Source organism: Paenibacillus baimaensis (assembly GCF_025567575.1).
This window is the reverse complement of sequence record NZ_JAOQIO010000067.1, coordinates 15,138-29,562: the sequence shown is the minus strand read 5'-3', so window position 1 is coordinate 29,562 and position 14,425 is coordinate 15,138. Positions and strand designations below refer to the sequence as shown.

13 protein-coding genes and 1 pseudogene are annotated in these 14,425 nt (G+C 40.7%); 1 reads left to right on the top strand and 13 read right to left on the bottom strand.

Going from position 1 to position 14,425, the window contains the following annotated elements; translation table 11 throughout:
- Positions 1-184 precede the first annotated feature (184 nt).
- The 12 genes and pseudogenes from OB236_RS16785 to OB236_RS16730 form a co-directional block, all read right to left on the bottom strand.
- Positions 185-1,417, bottom strand: coding sequence for a MerR family transcriptional regulator (locus OB236_RS16785; RefSeq protein WP_262685023.1), 1,233 nt, complete (start codon positions 1,415-1,417; stop codon positions 185-187).
- 45 nt (positions 1,418-1,462) lie between these two features.
- Entirely contained in the window at positions 1,463-2,620 is a 1,158-nt protein-coding gene (wecB, locus tag OB236_RS16780; RefSeq protein WP_262685022.1) for a non-hydrolyzing UDP-N-acetylglucosamine 2-epimerase, read from the bottom strand.
- 376 nt (positions 2,621-2,996) lie between these two features.
- Positions 2,997-3,358, bottom strand: a pseudogene (locus OB236_RS16775) (hypothetical protein).
- Between the two features lie 152 nt (positions 3,359-3,510).
- Positions 3,511-4,104: a GNAT family N-acetyltransferase gene (locus OB236_RS16770; RefSeq protein WP_262685021.1), complete on the bottom strand. Its 594-nt coding sequence runs from the start codon at positions 4,102-4,104 to the stop codon at positions 3,511-3,513.
- 385 nt (positions 4,105-4,489) lie between these two features.
- Positions 4,490-5,404 (bottom strand): alpha/beta hydrolase family protein, encoded by a 915-nt coding sequence (locus tag OB236_RS16765; protein WP_262685020.1) that lies wholly within the window; start codon positions 5,402-5,404, stop codon positions 4,490-4,492.
- Positions 5,405-5,438: 34 nt separating this feature from the next.
- A complete protein-coding gene (locus tag OB236_RS16760; RefSeq protein ID WP_262685019.1) occupies positions 5,439-6,311 on the bottom strand; it encodes an AraC family transcriptional regulator in 873 nt (290 codons plus the stop codon).
- Between the two features lie 240 nt (positions 6,312-6,551).
- A complete protein-coding gene (locus tag OB236_RS16755; RefSeq protein WP_262685018.1) occupies positions 6,552-6,896 on the bottom strand; it encodes a hypothetical protein in 345 nt (114 codons plus the stop codon).
- 356 nt (positions 6,897-7,252) lie between these two features.
- Positions 7,253-8,185, bottom strand: coding sequence for a copper amine oxidase N-terminal domain-containing protein (locus OB236_RS16750; protein ID WP_262685017.1), 933 nt, complete (start codon positions 8,183-8,185; stop codon positions 7,253-7,255).
- A gap of 240 nt (positions 8,186-8,425) precedes the next feature.
- Positions 8,426-9,442 carry a S66 family peptidase gene (locus OB236_RS16745; protein WP_262685016.1) on the bottom strand — a complete coding sequence of 339 codons (1,017 nt, stop codon included), beginning with the start codon at positions 9,440-9,442 and terminating at the stop codon, positions 8,426-8,428.
- A 216-nt stretch (positions 9,443-9,658) separates the two neighbouring features.
- Positions 9,659-10,138, bottom strand: a complete 480-nt coding sequence (locus OB236_RS16740) for an NUDIX hydrolase (protein WP_262685015.1) — start codon at positions 10,136-10,138, stop codon at positions 9,659-9,661.
- Between the two features lie 190 nt (positions 10,139-10,328).
- Entirely contained in the window at positions 10,329-10,805 is a 477-nt protein-coding gene (locus OB236_RS16735) for an NUDIX hydrolase (RefSeq protein ID WP_262685014.1), read from the bottom strand.
- A gap of 363 nt (positions 10,806-11,168) precedes the next feature.
- Complete coding sequence (locus OB236_RS16730; protein WP_262685013.1) at positions 11,169-12,221, bottom strand: serine hydrolase domain-containing protein; 1,053 nt, start codon at positions 12,219-12,221, stop codon at positions 11,169-11,171.
- Positions 12,222-12,231: 10 nt separating this feature from the next.
- On the opposite strand from OB236_RS16730, the gene OB236_RS16725 reads away from it, so the two are divergent.
- Positions 12,232-12,723, top strand: a complete 492-nt coding sequence (locus OB236_RS16725; RefSeq protein ID WP_262685012.1) for a hypothetical protein — start codon at positions 12,232-12,234, stop codon at positions 12,721-12,723.
- Positions 12,724-13,142: 419 nt separating this feature from the next.
- Here the strand turns inward: OB236_RS16725 and OB236_RS16720 are convergent, their stop codons facing one another.
- On the bottom strand, positions 13,143-14,180 hold the full coding sequence (locus tag OB236_RS16720; RefSeq protein ID WP_262685011.1) for an ATP-binding protein: 1,038 nt from the start codon (positions 14,178-14,180) through the stop codon (positions 13,143-13,145).
- Between the last annotated feature and the right edge of the window lie 245 nt (positions 14,181-14,425).

Genomic DNA, 14,425 nt, shown 5'->3' with positions numbered 1-14,425 from the left:
CATACAGCATCCATAAATCCTTTAAAGTCATAATAAAAACCCTCCTAGGTATAAGTTATCTCTAGCTTTGCTAGAACTGGGAGGGTTTAATCTTTGTTGCTTATTGTTGCGCTATCGTTCGCCGTTAGCGGAATAGTCTACCAATGTGTGCTCTTGTCTGAGTTGTTGGAACATAAAGCTATCATTATTTGCGAAATGCTACAAATAAGCCGACTTCCTTGGTAATATGAATTGCACCATCCGAGCCTATTAATTCGTTCAGTATTGCCTCGAGTTTAGTCAAGCGGCTGTCAGTAAGATTTTCCCGGCCTCCAGGGGTTGTCCGTATGTAGGCGACGAGCGGCTTTGCATCCGTTACTAGCATAGCATCCTCATACCTTTGCAAACGGATATCGACGAAGCCTGCAGCATCCAGTTGATCTTCTCCATTTTCCAAACCAAACTCGCAGGCGAAATCCTGGCGTCCAGTATCATAATTCGGATTCAATTCACTTAGAAATCCTTTTACTTCATTCATGTGGCTTTTACCCATCGTGGATGCGAACAGCATGCCACCTGGCTTCAGAACACGCCGAATTTCTTTCAAACATTGATGACGTTCGCTAACATGATAGAGCATATGATTGGCCAAAACCGCATCAAAGCTTGCGTCTGGAAATGGGATTGACCGTGCGTCTGTCGGGATGAACCGAAATTTGTTAGGAAGCACCTGATGTTGTAGCCCCTCCTTTGCATCATGTATCATCCCCTCAGACAGGTCCGTCAGAGTAACGTCCCATCCTTCCGGTACACGGTCTGCATTACGTTTCCATAAAGCTCCATCCCCGCAACCCAATTCAAGGATTGTACTATTTTCCGGGACTATCAATTGATCAAAAAGCCATTGATGCCATTTGTACGGATTTACACTGAATTCGTCGTGTAATCGAATTCTCGTTTGCAGGTTGAACGCGCTCTCATATTCTTGATTCACAATTCGGATAATTGAAGCGAATAGCTCCCATGCGGGACTGCTTTCACCGTACTCTGCTCCAGGAACCGGACTTTCCCGCTCTGAGTGATCCAAACTTTCCAATAGCGAAAGAGTCTCTTTTACCGTTTTTTGAACGAGACGAAGATGCTCCATTTTTTGACCGATAATCGTGCTCTGAACTCTTAAAGACTCCTTCAGATCCTCCTCGTGTCCATCACGGTGTATGATTCTCCCAATCTCTTCAATGGTCAACCCGATATACTTTAGCGTCAATATTCTTTGGAGTCGAGCTAAATCCTGGCTTGTGTAGTATCGATGCCCAGAGTCGGTCCTAAGGCTCGGATTTAAGAGTCCTACATTATCGTAAAAACGCACCGTACGTTTTGTTACGCCTGCCTTGTCCGCAAATTGCCCCGCGGTCATCCAATCTCCTCGCATTTGCATTTCATTTTGACCCCCATTAACTTCCTTCCTAAATACCTCCGGTTTCTATCCAATAAATTCTTTTGGAAGTTCAGAGGCGAATCCAAAATGATGGGCGATAATCTGGACAATACGTCTTGAGGCTTGCCCATCACCAAAGGGATTTACGACGTTTGACATGGAATTGTAAAAAGTCATATCCGTGAGCAGTCTGGCTGTTACCGCATAAATAGAGTCCTCTTCAGTCCCAGCAAGATAAACTGCCTTCGCAGTTACAGCTTCAGGTCGTTCCGTTATATCGCGCATGAGTACGAGCGGTTTTTTAAATACGGGAGTTTCTTCCTGAAGACCTCCGGAATCACTTAGTACAAGAAAGGATCGAGACAACAAATTGATCATGTCCGGATAATTTATTGGATCAAGTAAATGGATTCTATCGTGCCCTGATAACATCTGGAATGCTGATTCTCGAACGATTGGACTTAAATGAATGGGATAAATAACAGATACATCTGGATTTTCGTCCGCTATACGACGTATGGCTCGAAACATTTGGAACATCGGCTCCCCATAGTTTTCTTTACGATGAGCGGTCATGGTTATGATTTTGCTCTTTTGTTTAAATATATGATTCAGCCTAGCTTCGCTAAATACATAATCAGTGCGATTTGTCATTATTGCTGCATCAACCGCAGTTTGTCCTGTGACATGTATATCCTCTGTATTGTAGCCTTCTTTAAGAAGATTGTCTTTACTAATAGACGTGGGTGCAAACAAAAAGTCAGTAACTACGTCAATGACTTTTCGATTCATCTCTTCCGGCCAAGGCGAGTACTTGTTCTGTGAACGTAATCCTGCTTCAATATGCCCGATCGGTATTTTATGAAAAAATGAAACCATCCCGCCACACATTGCTGTTTGAGTATCTCCGTGAATTAAAATGAGATCCGGCTTTTCTTCGGAAATAACTTTATCTAAACCAGTAACCGCCGCAGACGTAATATAGGCAAGACTTTGGTTTTCTTTCATAAGGTTTAAGTCGACATCTGGTCGTATACCAAAATGAGCGAGCACTTGATCAAGTTGCTCTCTATGTTGCCCTGTAACAATAACTTTCGTTTCGAACCATTCCGGGTGTTTTTTTAGTTCTTGAACCACAGGTCCCATTTTTGTCGCTTCCGGACGGGTGCCAAAAATTAGCATTATTTTTTTGCGTGTTGCCATTATACCTTCCCCCTTGACAAAATTAGCTTGATACAAGAAGAGTAAGGGATGACGTTACGTCATATGCAAGAAAAAAAGTATTAAAGTGACGATTAAATTTTTGTCAGCTAAAAAAAGCACGGAGTTGATGCAGACTAAATATTACCGTTAGACTTGTACCCCCTGTTGCATTTTATTAAGGATAACTGCCCAATAGCTTAATGAGGGCGCCAATCATTCCCTCGGTGGTCTCGAGGTGTTGGTTATTCAACTCTTGTATCCGTTAGTTGAGTGGCTTACAACTCCAAGGTCATATTTAAAAAAGTAAGGGCTGCAGTTAGTTTTTGTTCAGTAAGGTGAACTAAGGTTGCTCCTAACGCTTCGTTTGCATTATTAGTTATTTAGCGGAAAGGTCATCAATCGCTTGAACAGCTAGTTCCAACGCTTTAATTCTTCTTTCTAAAAGCGTTCTTTGGGGACTATTAGCCTTTGACTTAACGTAACTGTTTTCAATTGATGGAAATAAACCAGTAATAACATTGCGAGCTGCTAAATCTTCCTGGGTGTAATGATGGGGTTTTTGATTCCAAACGTTTTCTAGCGTGGCTAAGCCGATATAAACAGCTTTGAGTCGTTTCTTTACTAGAGTAGTATTTGTCCATTTTGAGTCATCTGGGACAAGGCATTCTCGAGTTTACTGATTGTCGATTGTAATGATTTTATCGATTCCAATTTATCTAACTCTGTTATTTGTTTAATTACAATATCGTCTTTGTTCACCGCTACGAATCCTCCTCTAACCCAACTTTTTTCACTCCCAAACACTATACCACATATTGGAATATCCCACCCTGTAGCTGAGAAAAGGCTGCCTCGCGGCAGCCTTGATGGCATTGAATTATCGTTCCTCGTTACTTTAACGAACTAAAACACTTAGCTTCCCACTCACTTTTACCAAGTTTGTAATAATTATATCTCTCGTCTTCTAATTCAATAACGCTTTGAAAATTAAACCCACATTTTTGTATAACTCTATTTGACGGTACGTTTCGTAAAAGAGCAATTGCATTGAGCATCTCAACGTTGGTGTTCTCAAATAAATACTTGGCTAACCCCTCTGTTGCTTGCGTGGTATAACCTTTGCCTCTATGATCCTTTGAGATTGCAAACATAATTTCTCGGTTTGGAGCCGGCAATTCCTGTTTAATTCCTGTACAGCACCAACCGATAAAATCTCCCGATGCTTTCAATATGATTCCCAGCCGAAGACGAAGTTCACCTATGACCCCACCTTCGGATACGGTATTTAGAAACTGTTTGTTTCCAGGTATTTCATAATTCGTTAACCAATCTTCCCGCTGTTCTTTAGATACGTTCCAACCAGGCAAGTATTCGTGTATTTCAGGTTGCCATGTTAAAGAATGAAATTGATTCAGATCATCAAGTGTGTACTCTCTTAGGTAGACATTCTTACATTCAATAGTAAAGATATTTTTATCGCTCAACGTCTTCACCCTATCAACTGGTATTTGTTTCCATAACTATTGTAACATATCGTGTTACTGTCGTAGTTGATAAGGTTTAGTTATTGCTAAACTATCCGTTGAGAAAACGGCAGCCATGTCGGCTGCCGTTTCTTAGTGTTCCTTGAGCTATCGTTTTTCGTTAGTTTAGAGACGTGCGAGTTCAAATGCATTTTCTAGTTTATTACGACTGCACTGATAATTAAAGGCTGCTGATTCTATTAAATTCAAGTCTCAGCTTTACCACTACTTGTGATACGTTCCCCGCGATGTCTGTAACGGCAAGTTTCAAGGCCATCATTTGCTGGAAAACACATTCTTCATGCAACCTAATATATGCCCCTCAACAGAAAGCTTTTCCAAAAAACTAACCGTCACATCTCGCGTCATGATGGGTATATAGGAAATCCAATATGTCTGCAATAAGCGTTTTATGGAAATGTTCGCGATCAAAACCGGGAGGGTCTTGCGAAGGGAGAAATGCCGGGGTCTTCATCGATTCCGGGAAGGGGCTCAGAAAGGAGTAATGTCCAGCGTTTTCAACTGTTCTGTATTGTATCTTCTTCGGATCAGCAGCGCCACCCAATATCATTTGTGCGTGAAAAGGGGGAGTGTATGGATCCTTCTCTGCATCCAGCATCAAGATGGGAAGGTTAACCGCACGCAAGGCCCCTTCAGCTCGGAACCAGACCGACGCCGGTGCTAGTAGAACTAGGGACTTGATTCTGTGATCCCGTGTAACCTCAATGAGCTGCGGCTTTCCGTCCGAGGCTTCATGAGGAAACGAAGTAGGCATGCCACCCGCCGCTGCCAATGCCGTGTAACCGCCCAAGGAATGCCCGATGATCGATACGGCGTTCGGCATTAATTTCTCCTTAAACATCTTATTTCCGAAAAACCAGTCGGTGGCCATCCTAAGGTGTCTAGGTCTGTAGGCAAGGTTCTGTACCGTCCCTTCCAAGCTGTTGTCGTTTCGATTGTTGTACGGATGCTCCGGCATGCCGACGATAAAACCGTTGCGCGCTAAATGCTGAGCCAGCGTCCGGTATACAAGCGGCGAACCGCCGGTACCGTGAGAAATAATAACCAGGGGAAACCTCCCTCCCGAAGGCTCTGCGTCTCTGGCCAATTCCAACAGGTATGGCCCCAATCGCTCTATTTGTTCAGGATTGTCTACCGGATACATCACCGTCATGGGAAATGTAATGCCTAAAGAAGCATCGTCTATTTTTACTTCTCGGTATCCTGCATACCCATTCTTAAACTCTGCGTTTCCTATCATCCACCATACTTCCTTTCCTCGCACTTCGCTCCAGTTACAATATCGGGCCAATGGGTATATAAATATCAAACTCGGAATCATCATTCGTAGGACCCAAATATCTATGATCGTATCGTACAAATTCCGGATCGTTCGTGCGAGTTCTTCCCGATTTCGGTAACCATGTGTTATAGATGTAATAGAACGTATCCGTTATTCTATCCAACGAGCCCCGGTGCGTGAATACGGCGTATGTAGCTGTTGGGAGGACTTTATTGACCATACCTTCAGGGATCTGCCCCTCTTCACTTACTTCGACACAGGCGGTGTAGGAGACTTCCCATTGAACTCCTGTAAGCATAATTAATGCGTAAAAGGTGGATTCAGGATCTCGTCTTCTCTCTATTTCCGCCACTCGTTGCCTGAAACTGCTCCACAGCTTTCCGATTTCTCGGGAGTTGAGTCCCCTTAATTCCATTCCAACCAAATAGCGTTTTTCCTTGTTGATAATTAAAGGATCGAGGGTTACTCCGTAGAGCAGATGCCGCATCCCAGTTTCATCCAACGCTTTCTTCTCCATCGTCCGAAACAGCGTGTCTTTCATGTTTGTTTGCTTGCGGAACCGTCCCGGCGAGATGGCGAACATTTTTTGAAAGGCACGTGTGAAGGCTTCCTGAGATTCAAACTGATATTTGATGGCAATCTCTACGATTCTAAGATCGGAATGAAACAAATCGTACGCCGCATGAGTCAATCTCCGCCTCCTGATGTAATCCGAGACGGTGTTTCGTGTGACGGATTGGAAGATTCGGTGAAAATGATAGGGGGAGTATCCTACCCATTCCGCAATTTCTTCGGCTGTGGTCTTTTCTATCAGATGGTCTTCAATATAGGCTATCGCTTTGGTCACCGATACAATGTAATTCATTCAACGCCTCCATGGAGTTACCACAACTGTACATCATTTCGTCATTTTATTTTTGATATATTTTGCGGAAATGGGGCACATCAGAAACTTTCCGTTAATAATGATACGCTGAATCGTATCATTATTAACTAATCTGCCCGTTAGCTGAGAAGGCTGCCGTTCTATAGTATCGGCAGCCTTCTTCTTATGTCTATTGAGCTATAGTATTCCGTTAGCGTGACAACAAATCAATTGTACAAATCAGTATTCCTCTTGTTCGTCCCCCAGGAGTCGAGCGTGTAGTTTATTTGCAATAGACTTTAACTTACTTATGTATTCAGGCTCCTCACCAAAAGGATGAAAACGAACCCTAATATGTCCATCTGAGTAAACTAACATAACTGGGTTCCCGTTGTAATTCCATGAAGCCATTCCTTCACTTTTCATTGAAAGAACCTGCCCATTTGGAAGTGTTTGCGATACCTCCTCTTGTAGCTCTAAATCAGGGTCAATGGTAATATAAGATTCCCATTCCTTTAATGTTATTCGATTTTCTTTTGATTCAAATGTATATTTAGCCCTTGTAATATTTAAATCATAGCCCATAGTTATACCTCCAAAAATAATTTCTAAAATGAACTTATTCGGTTAGGGAATTAGTTTTCCTGCCTAGAGCTAAAGAATAAGTCAAAAGAGGAGCGCCTGCCGGCGGCAGCTCCTCCACTATAGTTTCCGTTAGTGCAAACCTCGCCTTTGCTTCCAGGCCATCAAGTTTATTCAACATGGAGGGATTAGCCTTCATGGGAACCTCTTACTCACAGTTTTTTTCGTTTACCCAACAAACGGTCAGGAAAAAGCTAAGTAAATCTTTAGAAAGCTATCAGCGGTGGGTGACGAAGGCAGAAGACCAGACCAAATGCGGCGAAGCGCATGGCCTGCTCCTAACGATGCAGCAGATGCCGTTATTTCGATGGATCGCTTGTCGGCTCGAACGTATTTACCGTTACCGATACGGATTTGTAGCCGGTAAAATCGCCCTTGCCTGCGGTTTCGAATGTCGTCGCGGTGAAACTTTCGGCGCTGCCGCTGCCCGTCTGCTTCAATTCCGCCGTACCAAGCGCCTTGCCTGCCGCATCATAGAAGTTCAGCGTGGCATCGTATCGGTAATTGCCCGTTTGTTTCAGGCTGACCCAGCCGCGTATTTTCGTAAAACCGTCCTGCGCGGCCATCCGGAAATCGCCGACGCCCAGTCTGTTCGACGAATCGTAGACATCGACGGTAGGCGGAACCGGCAGCCCCATCGGAACCGGACCTACATTAGCCAGCGAAGCAAATGCATATCCCGTCACGTCGCGATCGGCCGTCGCCTTGAAATCGCGAATCTGATCGCCCTTGGCGACGAACGCCGCTTGGATCGGCACTTTTCCTATATACTTGCCCTGATCGTCATAGAATAAAAGATCTCCCGTAACCGTAACGTCGCTTCCCGGAGCAATGCCGCTTTTTCGCGAGTTCGCCATCGCTTCCCAGTGATCCTGCCCAACAAACAGCTTGCCTTCGACCGCGGACCCTTCGGCTGTTTTGGTTACCTGCAGATGGCCGGCGCGAATACCGCTGTTCATGTTCGTGACGTGAAAGTTGTTGTCGACTTGGATCGTCGTGCTGTCGTGATCGTAGGCAACTACGGCGCCCAAGCTTTCAGCGATAAAACGTATCGGGACATACGCATGCCCGTCCACATTGATGGTCGAGTAGCCGTCAGGCAGCTGCTTTGCTTCGCCGTTCACCTCATATTTCGCCGGGAATAGCACCGCATTAATGGCATTATCCGCATAAACCGCCGTCGCACCGGCCAAAATGGCGCCAACGACGAATCCTATCGCATATTTCCTCATTCAACAACCTCCTCCTGATTTGTAAAAATTATGCAAAGCACTACCAAGTTTAGACGCAAAAAGACACCGGAAGTTGCAAAACGGCGCCGCACATGTTCTCTGATAATAAAGTTGTTTAAAACAGTTACCAAAAATGCAGTAAACCCGGCGTTAGAAATGCGCCGGGTCTTGTTTAAAATCATTGAACTATTGTTCTCCGTTAGTTGAATGATACTTAGTTCTTAGCCTTTGGCTTTTTAATTAATGTTTAAAAGATTGCTTTACGGAGCCTCTGCCATCTTTTACTTCAATTTCAGCATATGCCCCGTTAATGAAGGTCATTTGTGGTGGAACATGACCGCAATCGATATCGTAGATTATTGGAACTTGTAACTCCTCATATAGTTCTTTATAAATATCTTCCGCTGTATAATTGTCAATAGGTTGATTTGCATCGCTTCTTCCAAAAAGAAGACCCGAACAATTATCAAACCAACCTGCTAATTTCATCTGAACCAACGATCTGCGTAAATCGGTAGTCGATAGTTCGCAATTTTCTAAATACCATAGGACGGGTTCATTATTGAGATGATTCTTTTGAAAATGTTGTACATCACCGAACGGTGTGCCAAATAAATGTCTTATCACATCGATACATCCACCAAGTAAGCGACCCTGTATTTTAATATTAGTATTTTGAATAGCCTTCCAATATGTTTGTTCTGTTAAATGAAAGATACATGGCGAAGGGTCAGAATGTTTCCATTCCTTTTGATATTTTTCCGATGAATATTGTATGATTGATTCGCCAGTTTTAGTTGATAAGACAGATTGCCACATTGCAGTTGTGTTATCTGAAAAATCCCCTCGTAAATCAATAAGATTCGTTCCATGAGCAGTTGCAATGCCTGTTTTTAAAGTTATTGCTAACAATAAAACACTTGTATCCGAATAACCTAAAATCCATTTACTCTTAAAATTATCAAAATCAAGGTATTCAAGGATTTCGATTAAAAGTTCGCCACCCCAAGGTGGGATGATTATACCGATCTGATCATCTCTCATCATTTTATTCAATTCAATAGCACGTACTTTGGCTGGAGAAGACTTAGCTTTATTTTGAGTCCAAATCGTTTCTCCACAAACAACGTTGAATCCTTGCATTTCCATACGATTAAAAGAAAGTCTGAGCAAACCGTGTAATTCGACTTTTACTCCTGACGAGGGTGCTGTTACACCAATTGTTGTTCCTTCGTTTAAAGACGGATATCTAATCACTTAAATCAGCCTCCCTAATTTGCGTTTTTACTGTAAAAATTCGTGTAATGCAATATCTTTCAACAACATCATATTAGAATGAAATGGTCTGATTCTTTTAGTTCCTTATTCTTAGTTGCCTATATAGACGCCCTGTTAACCATAATGTTCCTTATAACATTTTAATAATATTTGGGGTGGTTGCACTAAACTGCCAGTTAGCTTAACGAGTAAGCATTATCTAATTTCTCTGTTTACTAAGTGTTTCACTCCTAAATTAATATCAAAAATTTTTAACTCTGACACAACAAATTGAGGAATTATGAAGTAATTATCTAGTTGAGCTAAACTTACCCATCGGTTAACAAAGTTTGGTTCTTCCCCTATAAACTCAAGTTCCTTTAAAAAAATAGGGTTTTCTGGTAAAAGAGTAACAAGAAAATAAAATGCTATTTCATGGAGATGCATTGCTGGATATGTTGTAAAGTTCTCTACAAACCACACCAGTTTTTTATCAACAACTGGAACAGCAAACTCTTCCATTATTTCCCACTCAATTGTTGTCCCTGCATTTTCAAAAAACTCTGCTCTTCCGCCTGGTAAAAACCATTTTTCGTTTTCGATTGCTCTTTGTAATAGAATCTTATTGTTATGTAGTACGATACCGCCAACCCTGACCTGAAATTTACTTGATTCTTTTTCGAAAGAAATCATCATCGACTTAGTAAATCCTCCTCGATCTATCCAATATTCTTGGGAATTATATACAAAGCTGATCGTATCATAAAGAAAAATTTGCTATTTAAAATTTAACTATCCCCGTTAGCCATCCATGCATCCTGCGCTGCACCACAGAGCATGAAAGTTAATCGGTTCTTTCATGGTAGTGCAATGACTTAATTCAATTTCAAACTAATACTTCATATTTGACCCAGCTACTGTTAGTTTGTATTGAGTCCTGAAGTTGAAATAATCCATTATTATTCGAATTAAATGCACGTATAATCTCTTTCGTTAAGTCGATAACCAATGGATCTCGCAGTGCTTCTTCTATTGGTATAAATCTAGCTTCAGCAACCTCATATCCATCAGCACAAATAGTACCTGCAGTTACTTCCATTTCAAATATTAAGTATATCCCGTGTTCTGTCCCACTCGGAAGAGCCCGAACTCCATTTCTCACCCCAATAAGCCTTTTTGCTTTAGTAATTAATCCCGTTTCTTCTTCCACTTCTCTTATTGCAGCTTCTTGAAATGTTTCACCTTCATCAACAAATCCTCCTGGCAGCATCCAATGTCCCTTATTTGCTCCATAAGTAATCATAACAAGAAGAATATTTCCATCTTTGACGATCAAACCCGCTGCAGAACAAGAAACATTCATTTAATCACCACCCATCATCCATTTTATTACAATTATAGTACAAGGAAGGTTATAAATTAAAATAATTAAATACTATATCTTTTATATCTTATACCTATAAGCCGAGTTTGCAATTTCCCTACTCACTCAACAGCAGATATTGAGCATAACTGCCCGTTACTTTAACGAAGCTGCCTATTCATGCCGGCAGCCTCGTCCTGATTTCTTATTGAACCAACGTTCCCTTTAGGTTAATCACACATCTAATTGGCCTCGTAGCCCCCTGCCAATTATTTGTCCTTCTACCCTTTTATAAAAACACCATGGCCAATAATTTGCTTTGCTTTTGAGTTAACATCATCTTGATTGTATACGGTAAGCCAATCACTTGGAGATAATATCAACAACAATTTTCTGGGATTTAATACCACTTAACGCTTCAATTTCTAATTTTCCTTCCATTTCGTCGAACAGAAATTTAATCATAGAATCATACGGCGTATGAGAATCCGGCATGACGTAATGCTGATTTATAATGAATGCATCTCCATCCCAATATCCTTTCGCTTTATAATTTCCAGTTTCTAGATATTCGTTATCCAGTCCGACTGATATATCTACGATTTCTGCTCCCAAAGTTTTCTTAAATACAGCTACATCACTCTTATTAGAAAAGTTAAGTGTAAATGCACTAAAATTGAGACCTGCGTTATTTTTCTTTACCATATAAGTCCTTCCACTAATCTCGTTAGCGATCGCCGGAAGCTGAGGAGTAGGCATTTTGGAAGAACTGGCCAGACGTACTTGTTCTTTCATTTGCTGGTTACCTTCCGAATTAACTGGAAGGGCTTGTTCGGATACGGCGGCGCTTTTAATGCGAGAGAATAATTTGTTTGTCTCTATCTTGGGGTCAGTATCCGAAATATCGCTTGTCATTACAACCACAAGATTCTTCTCAGGCGATACAAAAATTCCCTGGCCATAAGAACCACTTGCATAAAAATAATCTAGACCACCCCACCATTGATATCCATATTTAAAACCATTGGTGTTAGTCATTGTTGTTGATTCTGATACCCATTTAGCAGGTATTACCTGTTTTCCATTTATTAAGCCATTATTGGCATAGAGATAGCCGATTTTTGCCATATCTTCCGGGATTAGCTGAAGCCCTGTCCCTCCGTCGCTAACCCCTTGCTTATCAGCCGCCCATTGGAAATTTGTAATACCTAGCGGTCCGAATAATTTTTCCTTAGCATATTCCTTTAAATTTATCCCGATGTTTTTTTGAATCATAGCGGATAGCAGATGGGAAGCCCCCGTATTATAATTGAAAGCAGTACCTGGAGCACTTGACATAGACTGATTAAGGACAAATTGAACTTGATTAGGACTCTCCATCATCTGGCTGACAATGTTGTTGTTTCCGTAAGGCACTCTTCCTGTAGTGGGTAATATTATCGAAGAAGACCTAAAATTTGATCAAAAAATTAGTATTTTCGAAATAGTAAACAACATTTATGGTTACGTTGTTACATTTAAAGCATGTCAATACATGTATGATAAGTATGGTGAAGATTTAGAACTCACGTGCAACTTGGCACAATCAAATGGTATTGATTTATATAGCAATATCTTTAGCGTAGATGGGATAGAAAAACAGATCGCTTGTGAGGTATTTGTTACTTTGAACGAGAAATACAATAGCAAAATGGTTACCGAGAAAGATAATCTCAAAGGAAAAAAGTTAATCAATTCTCCTGTCAACATGAAATGTGGGAGTCCTAAGGTAATTATTGTCCAGCCAATTGATGTATTTAAATACATTTTCTATTACACTCCAGAAGTTTCGGAATCCAACAAATTAGTAAAGAATACAAAGACTCCTAATCAAAACTTGGTTGATGAAATTATCGTAGAATGGATTGATATTAACTAGGACTAGAGCCAAATGAAATGATATATTATCAAAGTTTGTTTAAGTTGGGGGAATATTCCCCTTTTTCTCTATATCAGCATTTACTTCACAGAACCGTTATTCTGTGAAGAAAAAAATAACTTGAAGCACTTTTCCGCCACCAATGATTGTGCACTTGTCTGTCGGATGACAAGAAACTGATCCGATAAATGACAAGAAACTGGTCATATAAAAAATGGTCTCTCTGATAACTTCCATTATAATAAACGTAAATGACCCAGAAGGAGCTTTTTCCTTCTTATATCATTCTTATTTTTATAATCATTCTTACTTATTAAAAAACCTCGATAAAGATTTTAAAATCTTCATCGAGGTTCTATTTGTAAACAAATCTTCATTCATTATTCATTTAATATTCATTTAATCATTATTCATTTAATCTATATATTCGGGTGCTGAGCTGTTTCAGGCTCCTCAATAGCATATATGACACCTGGAGATCCGGTTTCTATTTGTTTACGTTCAACCTCGGCACGAAAAAAGTTTAATAGTATTAGCCTTCGAACACCGCTCCCTCGTTTGTTAATGGGAATCTGGTCATCGCTAGTCAGCGATAACTTAAAAAGATCCTTCCATTTCGGTTCAGACTTAAATCGAGGGGCTAATTCACTTTCCAAGGCTGGATCCATTTGTCTCAACTTATCAAGTGTTCTTGCAGCGACAGCAAGTACCTGATTATGTACTGATTCTTTTATACGCAGAAGGTCTTCTTCAACTGTCTTGATGGCCTCACTTATTGCATATTTCATAGGATCCTGTACTTCTGAATCTTCGTCATTACTCGGACGATCTGCTTGAAATAATGCAAATTGCGGCAGTAACTTCACTATACTTTCCCATACAGCCTTAGCATTCTCCTCGTTTAAGGGAACCATCTGTTCTTCTAGCTGCAGATCACCTATTCGATTTCTGATAGCATCACGCAATGCCGGATTGGAACGCTGGTCAATACTACTCAAGTCAACACCAAGAGTTCTTGCTCGATTTTTTAGATCAGCAATTTTTAGTTTAATTAGATCTCTCGTATCATCTGCTTTTGGATGGTATGAAAGAGCAAATACTATCTCTTTAGGGGTTTTAAGATTACAATCATATAACTTATGAATTTCAAGCTCGCCATTTGAGTTGAGTAGGTACTCCTGAGCAAAATTTGTTGAGCTCTGAGAGTCTAAAATTACCTGATCAGGCAAGTCAGAGAACACGCAACCGATAACAACTTTTTTATCAGTGTTATAGACACAAGCATCCGATTGTTCAATCTTGACGATGTTGTTATTAAAAAAGATCTCTAATGCTTCCAGTATGGTTGATTTTCCTACATCATTTCTTCCAATAAACGCTGTGAAATTATCAACCGAAATTTGTATTTCTTCCCGGTATGATCGAAAATTTTTAATAATGACTCTTTTTAATTTCAAGATTGACACCTCCAATTTATCAAATCGACATTAATTAAATGTAGGTTCCCAGAGAATATCCCACAGAAGTTAAATACGAACTTAATTTTAGGTCTATAACTAGACACTGTTCCATATGTCGGGTCAATTTTACCATAAGTTATATATTCATTGAAATATCCTCCAAATTACTTTTGAGTACAGGCTGCCGTTTTTCAGGCTCAACTTCAGTTACCGAATTGACCTTATTGTCTAGTGATAATAAA

Bases quoted from the DNA above. Each gene is read 5' to 3' on its own strand.
- OB236_RS16785 (WP_262685023.1), bottom strand. From the start codon at position 1,417: ATGCAAATGCGAGGAGATTGGATGACCGCGGGGCAATTTGCGGACAAG.
- wecB (WP_262685022.1), bottom strand. From the start codon at position 2,620: ATGGCAACACGCAAAAAAATAATGCTAATTTTTGGCACCCGTCCGGAA.
- OB236_RS16765 (WP_262685020.1), bottom strand. From the start codon at position 5,404: ATGATAGGAAACGCAGAGTTTAAGAATGGGTATGCAGGATACCGAGAA.
- OB236_RS16760 (WP_262685019.1), bottom strand. From the start codon at position 6,311: ATGAATTACATTGTATCGGTGACCAAAGCGATAGCCTATATTGAAGAC.
- OB236_RS16755 (WP_262685018.1), bottom strand. From the start codon at position 6,896: ATGGGCTATGATTTAAATATTACAAGGGCTAAATATACATTTGAATCA.
- OB236_RS16750 (WP_262685017.1), bottom strand. From the start codon at position 8,185: ATGAGGAAATATGCGATAGGATTCGTCGTTGGCGCCATTTTGGCCGGT.
- OB236_RS16740 (WP_262685015.1), bottom strand. From the start codon at position 10,138: ATGATGATTTCTTTCGAAAAAGAATCAAGTAAATTTCAGGTCAGGGTT.
- OB236_RS16735 (WP_262685014.1), bottom strand. From the start codon at position 10,805: ATGAATGTTTCTTGTTCTGCAGCGGGTTTGATCGTCAAAGATGGAAAT.